Source organism: Salegentibacter tibetensis (assembly GCF_020164485.1).
GTDB lineage: Bacteria > Bacteroidota > Bacteroidia > Flavobacteriales > Flavobacteriaceae > Salegentibacter > Salegentibacter tibetensis.
In genome coordinates this window covers 14,181-27,705 of the sequence record NZ_JAIQZA010000005.1, presented here as the reverse complement: position 1 = coordinate 27,705, position 13,525 = coordinate 14,181, and the positions used below count along the sequence as shown (strand labels likewise).

9 protein-coding genes are annotated in these 13,525 nt (G+C 37.1%); 7 read left to right on the top strand and 2 right to left on the bottom strand.

The genetic code is table 11. The annotated features are described in order from the left end of the window. Nucleotides 1-448 precede the first annotated feature (448 nt). From LB467_RS03655 to LB467_RS03640, 4 genes are all read left to right on the top strand, one after another. A complete protein-coding gene (locus LB467_RS03655) occupies nt 449-1,600 on the top strand; it encodes an NAD(P)/FAD-dependent oxidoreductase (RefSeq protein ID WP_224472669.1) in 1,152 nt (383 codons plus the stop codon). A 195-nt stretch (nt 1,601-1,795) separates the two neighbouring features. Beyond that, the gene (locus LB467_RS03650) at nt 1,796-2,080 is read left to right on the top strand and encodes a rhodanese-like domain-containing protein (RefSeq protein ID WP_224472668.1); all 285 of its coding nucleotides are present in this window, start codon (nt 1,796-1,798) and stop codon (nt 2,078-2,080) included. A gap of 2 nt (nt 2,081-2,082) precedes the next feature. Next, nucleotides 2,083-2,403 (top strand): rhodanese-like domain-containing protein, encoded by a 321-nt coding sequence (locus LB467_RS03645; RefSeq protein WP_224472667.1) that lies wholly within the window; start codon nt 2,083-2,085, stop codon nt 2,401-2,403. Nucleotides 2,404-2,405: 2 nt separating this feature from the next. Next, the gene (locus LB467_RS03640) at nt 2,406-2,618 is read left to right on the top strand and encodes a hypothetical protein (protein ID WP_224472666.1); all 213 of its coding nucleotides are present in this window, start codon (nt 2,406-2,408) and stop codon (nt 2,616-2,618) included. 211 nt (nt 2,619-2,829) lie between these two features. Here the strand turns inward: LB467_RS03640 and LB467_RS03635 are convergent, their stop codons facing one another. Beyond that, on the bottom strand, nt 2,830-5,427 hold the full coding sequence (locus LB467_RS03635) for a M14 family metallopeptidase (RefSeq protein WP_224472665.1): 2,598 nt from the start codon (nt 5,425-5,427) through the stop codon (nt 2,830-2,832). A gap of 364 nt (nt 5,428-5,791) precedes the next feature. After that, the gene (locus LB467_RS03630) at nt 5,792-6,820 is read right to left on the bottom strand and encodes a M12 family metallopeptidase (RefSeq protein WP_224472664.1); all 1,029 of its coding nucleotides are present in this window, start codon (nt 6,818-6,820) and stop codon (nt 5,792-5,794) included. A gap of 991 nt (nt 6,821-7,811) precedes the next feature. Here LB467_RS03630 and LB467_RS03625 point away from each other — a divergent pair. The 3 genes from LB467_RS03625 (at nt 7,812) to LB467_RS03615 (ending at nt 13,524) form a co-directional block, all read left to right on the top strand. Next, entirely contained in the window at nt 7,812-8,843 is a 1,032-nt protein-coding gene (locus tag LB467_RS03625) for a chemotaxis protein CheB (protein WP_224472663.1), read from the top strand. A 530-nt stretch (nt 8,844-9,373) separates the two neighbouring features. Next, complete coding sequence (locus LB467_RS03620) at nt 9,374-10,588, top strand: site-specific integrase (RefSeq protein WP_224472662.1); 1,215 nt, start codon at nt 9,374-9,376, stop codon at nt 10,586-10,588. Nucleotides 10,589-11,100: 512 nt separating this feature from the next. Continuing rightward, nucleotides 11,101-13,524, top strand: a complete 2,424-nt coding sequence (locus tag LB467_RS03615; RefSeq protein WP_224472661.1) for a TonB-dependent receptor — start codon at nt 11,101-11,103, stop codon at nt 13,522-13,524. Nucleotide 13,525 lies beyond the last annotated feature (1 nt).

Here is a 13,525-nt window from a genome sequence, read left to right as displayed (position 1 = left end):
AAGTAGAATTTAAAAATGCAAGCCGAAAAAAACTTTGAAAGAAACACTGATAACTAATTCAAAATGCAGAATACTATCAAACATCTAGAGATCAATATTCTATGCACGCCACTGTGTAACAAAAGTAGCTTCCCATATATGTCTCTTAGTTTATTTTTACTATGCAATTCTGAAATAGAACTTTAGAAGCTATTTTCAAACTATAGAAAAATCTAAATAATGAAAAATCTGTTATATAAATTAAAAGAAGATTTTACAGCGATCCAGAAAGATTGGCTTCATTCTCATCAAACATTGCATTTAAAACCTGAACCGGTGCGGGTAAACAAGAAGTTCAGTAAGCTTAAAAATTTCACATTATGAAATGAGCATAACGGAAAGGCGATACAAACAACGATGAAAATATGTGAATTACATATGATCATTGAAAAACAATAAATATCTACATATGAAAACGATTTTAGTTTTAGGCGCAGGTACAGGCGGGATAGTTACGGCCAGAGAATTAAGTAGATTCAGCGGCAACGAAGAAGACATCAATCTTGTAAAGATCCTGGTTTTTGAGAAAGAAAAAACCAATGTGTTTTGGCCTTCTCTCCCCTGGGTGATGGTTGGCAAAAGAAAGCAGGAAGAGATTACCGAAAAAACCAACAGACTCCAGGCTTCCGGACTCGAGGTTATAAAAGGAGAAATCGAGACTATAGATCCAGAAAATATTAGTGTAAGCATACAAGGAAAGCAATATAAAGGAGATTATATGGTAGTTTCACTGGGCGTTGCTCAGGCCGATGTTTATAATCTTGATCAATTTGGCCATAATTTTTTCACGTTAAAAGGAGCTGAAAGTTTTTATTCTGATATACAGAAGTTTGATGGAGGCGACATTGCCTTATTAATTTCTTCCCTTCCTTTTAAAAGTCCGGCTGCACCTTATGAAGCAGCCATGCTTATAGAAGATTTTGTTAGAAAAAACAACATGGCTAATAATACCACTGTTTCTCTTTATACTCCTGAAGCCGGACCAATGGAATTCGCAGGTCCTGAAGCTTCACAGGAACTAAGAGACCTCTTAGAAAAGAAAGGAATCAAATATTACCCGAACCATGCGCTGACTGCGGTTTCGGGGAATAAACTGGAATTCAGCAATGGGAAAAATTATTCTTATAACCTATTAGCCTACACTCCAAAGCACCAGCTACCACATGTTATTCAGAAAAGTCCATTAGCCGGGAAATCAGGCTGGGTGGAAGTAGAAAGAAAGACGCTGGAAACCGCCTTTAAAAATGTTTATGCCATTGGAGATATCACCAATATCACAACAGAAACCGGTACAATTCTTCCAAAAATTGGAGTATTCGCCAGGCAGCAAGGAGCTGTGGTGGCCCATAATATTTTCCGAAAAATGGCCAACCAGGCCCCCGATCTAACTTTCGTGCCCGAAGGAAAGTACTTTATAGAAGCGGGTGAAGGAATGGCCAGTGAAACCGGCGGAAAATTTTCGAATGTCGGAAAGAATGAGGTAAAGATGGCAACTCCTGCCCAATGGGGACATTTCTCCAAATGGTGGGATGAAAAATTCTGGTTTTTTAAAAACTTTTAATTAGCTTAATTTTCCACTTTAAGGATAAGAAAATTTCTTCATTACAGCAGCTCATTTAAGCTTTAAAAGCTGTAATTCAGGTTTCTATGTAACAATAGTAACTGTAGGAACGTAGCTTTGAGCTTAAATTGCAGGTATAATTCAGCAGATAATTTACACTGAATTCAAGCAATTCTAAATCAAAAATAACTAGTAATGAATAAAGAAGAAATAATTAAAAATAGCCAAGGCACCGTTGTAGATGTGCGTACCGCTCAGGAATTTATGGGAGGGAGCGTTTCGGGAGCTGTGAATATTCCCTTAAATGAGATTCCACACAGGATAGAGGAATTTAAGGAAATGAAAGCACCCCTGATTCTATGTTGTGCCACTGGAAACAGAAGTGGCCAGGCAGAGAATTTTTTAAAACAACATGGCGTAAATTGTCTCAATGGAGGCTCGTGGCTCGAAGTAAATTATCTAACATCCGAAAATGCATAATTATGATCTCAAAACTTAAAGAGCTTTTAGGAATAAAACCAGCTCCAGATTATAATATACTCCTTAAAGAAGGTGGAGTAATTATAGATGTGAGAAGTAAAGCAGAATTTTCGGGTGGTCATATTAAAGGCTCAAAAAATATCCCTTTGCAATCCTTGAATGCAAACCCCAGACTTCTAAAAACAAAAGACAAACCTGTTATTTTCTGTTGCGCGTCTGGAATGCGAAGCGGTTCTGCAAAAAGCCTGATGAATTCAAAAGGATACACCAATGTGTATAATGGAGGGAGCTGGTCTAGCCTAAATAGTAAAATTTCCCGGTAATTATGAAGAAGAGAATTTTTACAGGATGGACCTGGATACGGGCAGCCTACTTCTTTATAGGATCCTGGGTAATTGTGCAAAGTGCAGTGGAAGGCGAGTGGATTGGAGTATTACTTGGCGCCTGGCCGGCTGCAATGGGTCTTTTCGGACTTGCCTGTGCGGGGGGAAATTGTTCAACAGGAAATTGTGAAGTAAAGTCTGATGTAGATCGGTAATTGTAAAAATAATACTTGCTATCTTTTAAAAAGCGATTGGCAGGGAAGCAACTTTCCGGTTAGGATCGATATAAACTTTTCGTCTCTCCATTTTGATTAATTTCTTTAATTTTTCGGAAATAAAAAAAGCCAGCAAAAAGCTGGCTTCAGAATTCTATAAAAATTTATTTCACTTCCGGCCTTAATAAAAACATATCCTAATCATACCTTCCTATTTATATTCATCTGCAACATCTGGAATATTAATAATCGGCCCAAAGAACAAAGCATTAAAAAACAGTTTATTCGTACCATACCAGGTTCCCCTAAAGTTTGGATTATCGACAAATGAGATCACTCTTCCTGAGCCAAGTTTACTTACAATAATGGAACTGGTGCCCGGGAGTTTTTCCAGATTTTCTTCTGAAACATATCCGCTAACCAATGGATCTTCTTTATAAACCGCCACGGCGCTGTATGGATTTTCCGGAAGCTTAAGGAATAAATTACTATTTCGGTATACTACCAGATCACGGTCTGTATATCCAAAACCAAGCGGGTGTGTGATATCAAGATCCACTCTATAAATAGATCCGCCAATGACCTTAGCTCCTTCCCGAGCCTCGGCAGAAACAAAATCGTACCGCACTCGTTCTTCTTCTTTTTTAGCTGTGGTATCTTTTATAACTATCCCTTCTTCCTTAATGAGTTCCTTATCTATTGCCCAGGCTACAGCAGATTTCTGCGCGATAAGAGTACCGCCATTTTCAACCCAGTCCTTTATTCTTTCTACGTCCTGTTCCTGCAAAAGGCGGTAATTTCCGTCTACCATAATAAGCTCATTATACTTATCCAGGTTTACCCGACGGAAGTCGAGAATATCAACTTTTGGAAGTGGCATATTTAATTTGCTGTCCAGAAGATGCCATACCTCGCCGGCTTCGTATTGAGAAATGCCCTCACCTATAAGCATAAGTGGCTGCGGGATTTCTACCTTCACAAAATTCCTGCTTCCCAGGTCTATTCCCGAACTGCTCAATCCACCTGAAACCGATTCTACGGCCACCTGGTGTTTATTTGCCAATTCATTCATTAGGCTATGGAGCTCCTCGCCCGTCATTTTCTGCATTGCTACGGGCACAAGAATACTTCCATAACCAATTTCCTTTCGGTCATTATTACTCTGGATACTCAACGGCCTAAAGGCAGTTTTAGTGATGATTTCATTCTTTAAAAGTTCGTGAAGGATACGTGGGGAGTTATAATCCTGCCAGCTGAAGAGATAGGCATAATCACTCTCTGCAACAGCGTACTCCATAGGTTTAAGGAACGATGAGTCTATCTGCTCTCCCATCTCTAATCCTCTCATCTCACGTGCTTGTAAAGGTGAGGACGGGAGACCGTATGCGTGAACCATAGACCAGGCAGAAGTATCGTAAAAGAGACTGTCATGAAATTTGGTAACCGTATCAAACATAGTAGCTACCATCCTGAACTGGGACTGCTCTGCCGGTACTACATAAGAATTATTTTCCCCAAAAGTGCGTTTAGCTGCCCGTATATCATTTTTTGCTTTATATACTTCTATTTTGTGTTGCAAAAGCAAGTCTACAAAAGCTTTTGTTCTATTCATGTCGTCACCATCGCTAAACACATAGCCTTTTGCATAATGATCTCCGGCCTGATCCAGGGCAGAAACAAAGAAATCCTTTTGATGGCGTAAAAATACTTCCCTATTCTCTACGGCCGCCTTAACTGTAGCAAGACTGTTAACCAGATGGTTGCGTATGGTAAAAGCAAAGGAAACATCTCCATGAATACTCTCCTGGAGATGACCCCTGGAGCTAGCCTGTTCAAAAACCAACCCCAATCCGCCCTGAATGTCTGGATAGGTAGAACCATAACCGGGATAGGAATTATCAAACACTTCCTTCGTAAAGTACAGGGAGCCAATCTCGTTCATGGCTTCGGCAAAATAAGGTGCCAGTAGATTGTTCAGCTCCTCATAATTAGAGCGTGGGATAATTGGATTCTCCGAGCCGTAGGGTTTGGTAGGTTCAAAGAAATAGGTGCTGTTTGTTCCCATTTCGTGGAAATCTGTCACCACATTGGGATACCACTTGTGATAAAAATCCAGTCGCGCCTGGCTCTCTACGTGCACCAGAGGTAGCCAGTCCCTGTTTAGGTCAAACCAATAATGATTCACTCTTCCGCTAGGCCATACCTCATTGTGTTCTCTGTCATTTGCATCGGCAACCGGAGGAAAACCTCTATGCATATTTGCCCAGTTCGTATGCCGGTCACGACCGTCGGGATTAAGGACCGGCTCTACAAAAATAACAGCTTCCTCAAGGTATCGCAAGACTTCAGTATCTTCAGAAGCAGTAAGATACCAGGCTGTGAGCATTGAGGCTTCACTACTGGAAGGTTCGTTTCCGTGTACGTTATAGCCCAGCTGGACAATTACAGGCATATTTTCGAGTTCCGGTAATGGTGATTTTGAGTCTATAAGCTCTAAATGCTCACTGCGAATATTTTCAAGGTTCCTGTAATTCTCAGGACTCGTTATGGTTGCAACAATCATTGACCGCTGCTCATAGGTCTCTCCTATTTCCTGAACGTGAACCCGATCTGAAAGTTTTGCCAGTTCATTAAAATAAGCTACAATCCTGTCATGGCGGGTATGAAAATCCCCAATTTCATAGCCCAAAAACTCCTGAGGACTGGGAATATTTTTATTAAAATTTTCTTTATCCGGAAAGAAATAAGCCTCCTGGGCCAAAAGGGAAAAAGAACAAAAAAACAGCAGGGGTAGTAAAAATCTTTTCATAAAAATTTATTTGCGAGAATTGGCAATATAATACAATAAAAAATTCCTTTTCCAAATCCAGGCCGATTTTCAAAAAAGTTTGCTCCAGTAATTTAAAAAATAGAGGATATACTCAACTGCAAAATTTTACATATGAGACGTCAAAATAGATTCTTTTCAAGCCAACAATAAAAAACAGGGGATTTTCCAGGGGAATATAAACTACAAACCATTTATCTTTTATCAGGTTTTCCAGCCTATGCCGTCCGTTCGGTAGTCACTCTAAATAAGCATGAGACACCCTTAACCCATTGTTTTTCCATTTTTTTATAAAATAACCCGGGTTACAAACCCGGGTTTTCTCGAAAAAAATCATCTTTATGCCTTAAACATAATACCAGTAATTTTTATAGAATTTCACTTCTAACCATCCATACTTTGAATAATGCAACCAGGCATCATACATTCTTAAAACGGTAAGCCCGTTAATGGTATAGTATTCACCGTTTATATAGGTAGGTTCAGTTCCATCCTCAGGATACATACTTTTTATTCCTGTAATATCACCCGAAGAAAGTGTCGAACGTTGAACCTGGTAAGTACTACCATTACTTTTGGTTATTGTAGGCTCTCCATTAGTAGAAAAGGAATATGCGCCATACATCATAATGGAGCCAAAATCCAGGCTAGTAGTATATTCTTCACCATCGTAACCACTGTCTTCATAAGTGTGAAAATTATGCTCATATCCGCTTTTAACATTATCCAGGTGCACTGTAATGTAATTATTTCTATCTACTCTACTCTGTTCGTGCCATAAACCTACTGCGTGACCTATCTCATGGATGGTATTTCCCGTGCTGCAGTATTTAGATAAGGTAATGTTTTGTCTTCCTCCAATCATCCCAACATAAGAAGAACAACCGGACCCGGAAATAAAATAGATATAATTAGACTCTCCTGATCTTTCCACAAATTTTAGCGTAGTATTATCCTCCCAGTGTTTTATCGCGTCATATACCCTATTTTTATCAGAAAGATTGGAATCAATGGAGTAATAAACAGTATTATCGGGCCAAAGGCCTGAAGTACGTCCTGTACTCTTCTCCTGTGGAATAGCCTCCTTATTTTCATAAATAATGGATTGTGGGGACTTGCTGCTTTGGTTTACAGGAATCATAATATCGCCCTGATAGACATAATCACCATTATGTTCTTCAACAGGCATCTTTTGCCCGGCATAATAAATTTGTGAGACGGGGCCCAGATCGTTCGGAAAGGCCATTTCTGATTGTTGATCTGAAATTTCTTCTGGTTTTAGTTGCGTTTCTGCATTTTCATTCTCTGAAATTGGATCTTTACTACATGCCAGAATCGCCAGAACAGGTAGCAATAAAAATTTACATTTTTTCATAAGTAGGTTTTTTATGTTAAATTATCAAAATTTTTTGTTCTGAAGTTTACAAAGGCCGTTCCAAAAAATCACATCAACTATGTTAATATTTTAATAGTCAGATTCCTACAAGGAAGATGAGTTTCTAGTTTTAAAAATGATTTGGAAATTCTTAAAACTAACAAACAAACTTTTTCATAATTTTCTTGAAGGCCTATTTTTACAACTGTTTTCGATGATTTTTTAAATTAAAACGACTTTTAAACTTTCAGAGACAAGTCCGAACATATTACGCTTTTTTTAATTTGTTAAATTTTTTAACAAAAAAATTGTGAAAACTTTTCACATGCTACAAACAGGTAAGAGAGCCGATGATACAAACCCAATTTGATTATTTTGGAGCAGAATCCCTCAATAATTAGACTGGATCCAATTGTTTTTGAATTCAGAAAATTTTATAAAAGCATTTAAATGCTTATTATGTTAAAATTATGTTAACAGCGTTAACGGATTACTCTCCAAAGTTGTGCGTGAATCGAAAAATATTTTGAAGGAAACATTGGACGCATATATAGCACTACTCAAAATTTTTTATCAGAATAGAAATCAATTTGATATGGAGTAATGCTCTTGATGCCTGAGGTTACTTTTCATATCCAAAAATTTCAAAAAAGAAATGCCTTCAATGGTAATAAAGATTAAGATTATTGACTCCTGAATTTACTGAATGTGTTATCTCTTTGTGCGGGCAGAGAGATTAAAACACCATGCAGCACTAGATCCTGACTTTACAATTGTTCAAATCAAGCTAAAAAAACTAGATTACATTACACTAATAAATAACTTCATTTAACCATACGGAAATATTTGCGTATCTTTAAAAGGCTGGTTTTCAACTAACAAATTTTTATTTTTTAGGACACCCGGCATAACACAATTAACTGCAGTTTATGGAAAACATACACGAGAAAATAACTTATCTCCATTTTAGCATTTTATTAATTTTTAGTTGATGAAAAAAACTAATAAACCTCATAAGCCTGAGGAATTTTCTAAGGTAGTTGTCATAGGTACATCTGCAGGAGGGCTAAATGCATTAAAAAAATTAATCAGTCAACTGCGCAAAGGCTTCCCATTGCCAATATTGGTTGTTCGCCATATTTCAGCAGATGCTACTGGAAATGTGGTCCTGGACGAGCTAAATAAGTTCAATACAGTAAAGTGTCAACACGCAAAAAGCGGAAACGATTTAAAACCCGGGTATTTATATCTGGCACCCTCAGATCATCACCTAATGATTGGTAAAGACCTAAAGTTGCTGGTAACCAAAGGAGCTCAGGAAAATAGATCACGTCCTGCTATTGATCCACTGTTCCGCTCTACAGCCGTTGCATTTGGCGCCGGTGTTATTGGGATATTACTAACAGGCTATCTTGATGATGGAACGGCAGGAATGAAGGCCATTAAAAGATGCGGTGGGATTTGCATTGTACAAGACCCTGATGATGCCCAATATCCTGCTATGCCAAGAAATGCCATTAATAATGTAAAAGTAGATTATAGCTTACCAATATCTGCAATGGGAGCATTACTGTATGAGCTTATTCCCCAGGAATTGCAAAAAAACAAAACGGTTCCTAAAGATGTTTTAATAGAGGCAAAAATTGCCGCTCGTGTCTTGAGCGATTTGTCTTCAGTTAATACAGTGGGCGATCAGGTTCCTTTTAACTGTCCGGGCTGTGGTGGTGTTTTATGGCAGGTAGATAAAGATGATGACATGCGGTTCCGTTGTCATACCGGGCACGCGTATACGGCTGCTGCTCTTTTGGCTGAACAAACAAACAAGATTGAAGAGACTATGTGGACTGCGTTACGGATGTTCGAGGAGCGTAAAAACCTATTAACTGAAATCGCACACGGGAAAAAGGGTGTTGGTTCTAAATCAGCTCTAGAAAGAGCTAAAATGTCACAGGTTCATATCGATAGGATTAGGGCAATACTAAAAACAGGTGATGATGAAAATGGAGATGATACCCCCTCATGATTTACACAATTTTGGCTTGATCCATCCAAATGTGTTCCCCCTGTTGTACCCAAACAAAAAAAGCCCTCCATTTCTGAAGAGTTTTTTGTGCGGGCCGAGAGACTTCCCGATATTCATCGGGATAAACTTCTCGCCTCTCCCTCTTTTATTTCATTCATTTTTTCAATATAAAAAAAGCCCTCCATTTCTGAAGAGCTTTTTGTGCGGGCGGAGAGACTTCCCGATATTCATCGGGATAAACTTCTCCCCTCTCCCCTCTTTTATTTCATTCATTTTTTCAATATAAAAAAAGCCCTTCATTTCTGAAGAGCTTTTTGTGCGGGCGGAGAGACTCGAACTCTCACACCTTGCGGCACTAGATCCTAAGTTGTTAAAATTATATCACAAAATAACCCAAAACATCTCAAAATCAATTAGTTATAAATTTTTTAGTGTCATTTAATATCATTTGATTTTATATGATATCAACAAATGTTGTACCTATGTTGTACCAAAAATAGTTATCTTTATTAGGCAAATATCAGATTGTTATGTCGTCCAATGCATCAATAACCCTTCGAAAAAAACCTAATAAAAAAGAGCAATACCCTCTGGCAATTCGCATAACCAAATTTAGGAAATCTTCTTATCTTTATATTGGTCACTATATCTCTTTGAATTATTGGGATGATGAAAAATGTATAGTAAAAAAATCTCATCCTAACGCTGCTCGTCTAAATTACCTTCTATTAACAAAATTAGCAGAAACTAATAGGTTTCTATTACAGCTCCAGGCAGAAGGAAAAGATTTCTCTGCGGCTCAGATAAAAAAGGACATTCTGTTTTTAAATTCTGATAAAAACTTTTTTGATATAGCAGACGCACACTTAGAAGAAATTAAAGCTAACAACAAATTTGGTCGGTTAACAGTTGACAAAGCCTACATTGGACATATTGCAACTTTTGTAAAATCCAGACAATTATCTTTTCAGGATCTCGATGAGACTTTTCTTAGGAAATACATGAACTTTTTAAAAAATTCTAAAAAATTATCTGAAAGGACTATAGTAAACCATCTTGTTTTAATCCGCCTGTTATTTAATAGAGCTATTAAACAGGGACTCGTAGATAGGAAGTTATATCCATTCGGGAAAGATAAAGTTAAGATTAAATTTCCCGAGACTAGAAAAATTGGCTTAACTGTACAAGAAATTCAAAGCATAGAAAAGCTCAATGAACTTACAGATGAAGAATACCACGCCAGGAATATATGGCTTTTTAGTTTCTATCTAGCAGGAATAAGAGTATCTGATGTATTAAGAATTCGCTGGAGTGATATTTACGACAACCGCCTTCATTATACCATGAATAAAAATTCTAAACTAGTTTCTCTCCAGCTACCTGAAAAGATTCACGCGATCCTTAAAGATTATATTAATGATAAGGGATCTGATAATGATTTTATTTTCCCCGAACTAAAGGTTGTTGATCCCAGTAATGAGAAGCAGCTTTATGCAAAAGCCAAAAATGCTAATAAATGGCTGAATTCTCGTTTAACTGAAGTGGCAATCAAAGCCGGTATAACTAAGAAGTTAACAATGCACATTGCACGACATAGCTTTGGAAATATTGCAGGAGATAAAATTCCAGTTCAAATGCTCCAACAATTATATAGACATTCTTCTGTCACCACGACTATGATGTACCAATCCTATTTTATAAGTCAGGAGACAGATAAAGCTTTAAATAGTGTGGTAGATTTTTGAAAATCTAAAAACTAACTCCTCCCCTATTCATTATCTTTCAATAATTTAAAAGAAGAAAAATACTATTTTTCTGGAGCGCTTCGCAATCTTTACTCTCCGGTTTGTAGCAGGGCTCAGGAAATCACATAGTTATTTGTTTCGTGAGACAAATTCGCAATTTGGACAGATCTTTTACCTGCCCCCTTTTCTTTTTAACCGCGCTTCTATTGAGCACCTTGATGATTCTATCCGGTCTGTTATTTACCTGGGTTCTTTTTTACTTTCACTCAAGTCAGTTGTGAATAACCATTTGACGTAACGAAATCTAATTCTCCATTCGAATAGATATTTGAAATTCAAAGTTTTATAAATCTTGGGTGCGATTCATATTTTATTGGAAGAATATTCTAAAGGATTCAGATCATAAAAATCAGAGTTAAATTAATTAGAACCACTCTAAATAAATCTTTATTTATATTTGGTCTAAATAAACTACGAATATATATTTGCCGAAAAATATTCAATCAAACAATATGAAAACTTTACTACTATTATTTTTCAGTTTATCTTTTTTTACGATTAATGCTCAGAATTCTTCCATTAAAGGAAGGGTGGTTGACGAAGAAGGGAATCCTTTATTCGGAGCCAATGTTTTGTTATCTAATGGTGATGGAACCATGGTAGATGAAAATGGTAAATACTCATTTAAGAATTTACCCTCAGATGGCTATGAAATTGCTGTTACTTTTTTAGGATACGAGAAACAAACTAAATCGATTGCTTTAGAAAAAGGAGCAACTAAAATCGTTAATTTTACTATTTCTACTTCTCAAGAAAACCTTCAACAAGTAGAGATTACCGGAAGAAAGGCCAGATCTTATAAAAATGAATTAACCTATGCAGCCACAAAAACCGCAACACCTATAAAGGATGTTCCGCAAGCTATAAGCTATGTTACAAAAGAAGTTTTTGCTGATCAACAGGCTTACCGCGTAAATGATATTGTAAAAAATGTCAGTGGAGTTAATATGTTTTCCTATTATGACGATTTTACAATGCGGGGTTTTAGATCTGGAGATACTTATATCAATGGTTTACGTGTTGTAGGCCTTTTTGGGCCACAACCTCTTCTCGCAAATATTGAACGTGTAGAAGTAATTAAAGGGCCATCTTCTGCCATGTTTGGGAATTCAATTCCAGGAGGAGTTATGAACAGGGTAACAAAGAAGCCATTGGCAGAGGATAGAAAATCTATAAACTTTACTCTTGGTAGTTTTAATACCCTAAGAACAACAGCAGATTTTACAGGGCCAGTAAATGAAAAAGAAACGCTTTTATACAGGCTGAACCTCGCCTATGAAAATTCCGATAGCTTTCGTGATTTGCAGGAATTCAAATCTTATATGATTGCGCCTTCCATTTCTTTTCTACCTACCGATAAAACCCGAATAAATTTTGATTTGGTTATCACTAATTTTGATGGAAAATTAGACCGTGGACAACCAATTTTTGGAGCTAGCGCAGGAACTGATTTAAATTCTACTCCAATTTCTTTTGCCATAAACCAAACCAATGATTTTCAAAAAAGTGATGTAGTGTACTCTACCTTATCTTTAAACCATAAATTTTCAGACAATATCTCTTTCAATGCTTCTTATATGAAGTATTTATTTGAAGAGAACCTGGTAGAACATAGAACTTCAAATCAATTTGCTATAGATGGTAACGGTGAGCAAATTCCAACCCAAATGGGTATGCAGGTTATACAGCGTCAACGCCAATTCATAGCTGATAACCTTTCGAGTTATTTTGTGTTTGATGGAAATACTGGAGCTTTAGAGCATAAAGTAGTAGCAGGTTTCGATTTTATAGAGCAGAAACAACCAAGAGGAGCAGCTTCAGCATTTGCCAGAGGTTATAGATTACAGAACGGTGGAGTTTCTTCTAATCCTGCCGATTTTCAAAATTTCCTGCTTGATGCAAACGGAAATCCTGTTCCTAATGTTCCTCATTTTAATTTGGACGACCCTACTTATAACGTAGCCCAGCTAAGCGACTATACTTTTACCCAGAGCGCAAGTTCTGCCACAAGATATTATACCTATGGTTTTTATATTCAGGATCAGATAAAATTTAATAAATGGCAGGTTTTACTGGGTGGCCGTCAGGAATATTACAATGATATTGTAAATGTAGACCAGCCAGATGAAGAGACTACCACTCAAAATAAATTCTTACCCCGTCTGGGATTAGTTTATTCTGCAACCAACGAAATAAATTTATACGGAACCTATACGCAAAGTTTCCAACCACAAGGCCTGGCCGCCCAAACAAATCCAAACGTTGGTGGACCTTTTGACCCTGTAACTGCCGAAATGGTAGAAGTAGGAGCAAAAGGAGAGTTCTTCAACAATCGTTTGGGAGCGAATTTGGCGGTGTATTATATCGAAAATAATAATATTCTGGTAAATGCAAATGAACCTGGAAATCCCGAACTATTGAGACAAAGAGGGCAGGAAGAATCCAAAGGTTTTGAACTGGATATTAATGGTAGAATTCTTCCCAACTTAAGCTTAACCGCAAATTATGCTTATAACGAAGCAATAATTTCAGAAAGTGATAACCCAAATGAAATTGGGCTTAGAAAAGAAAATGCACCGCTACACCAGGGAGGATTTTTTGGAAAATATACTTTTATAGATAATAAACTAGAAGGCTTGGGAATAAGTTTGGGAACCAATTTTGTATCAGAAAGAAATACTTTCTCAAGTGAATTACAATTACCATCTTATACAATAGTTGATGCAGGAGTTTCATATAAAGTAGATCGTTTCAATATATCTTTTCTTTTAAACAATGTTTTTGATGAAACTCATTGGGTAGGTGGGTATAATTATGTAAGATTATTCCCAGGAGCACCTAGAAACTATTTAATGAGTGTTGGATATTCCTTCTAAA

Bases quoted from the DNA above. Each gene is read 5' to 3' on its own strand.
- LB467_RS03630 (WP_224472664.1), bottom strand. From the start codon at position 6,820: ATGAAAAAATGTAAATTTTTATTGCTACCTGTTCTGGCGATTCTGGCA.
- LB467_RS03640 (WP_224472666.1), top strand. From the start codon at position 2,406: ATGAAGAAGAGAATTTTTACAGGATGGACCTGGATACGGGCAGCCTAC.
- LB467_RS03645 (WP_224472667.1), top strand. From the start codon at position 2,083: ATGATCTCAAAACTTAAAGAGCTTTTAGGAATAAAACCAGCTCCAGAT.
- LB467_RS03655 (WP_224472669.1), top strand. From the start codon at position 449: ATGAAAACGATTTTAGTTTTAGGCGCAGGTACAGGCGGGATAGTTACG.
- LB467_RS03635 (WP_224472665.1), bottom strand. From the start codon at position 5,427: ATGAAAAGATTTTTACTACCCCTGCTGTTTTTTTGTTCTTTTTCCCTT.
- LB467_RS03620 (WP_224472662.1), top strand. From the start codon at position 9,374: ATGTCGTCCAATGCATCAATAACCCTTCGAAAAAAACCTAATAAAAAA.
- LB467_RS03625 (WP_224472663.1), top strand. From the start codon at position 7,812: ATGAAAAAAACTAATAAACCTCATAAGCCTGAGGAATTTTCTAAGGTA.
- LB467_RS03615 (WP_224472661.1), top strand. From the start codon at position 11,101: ATGAAAACTTTACTACTATTATTTTTCAGTTTATCTTTTTTTACGATT.
- LB467_RS03650 (WP_224472668.1), top strand. From the start codon at position 1,796: ATGAATAAAGAAGAAATAATTAAAAATAGCCAAGGCACCGTTGTAGAT.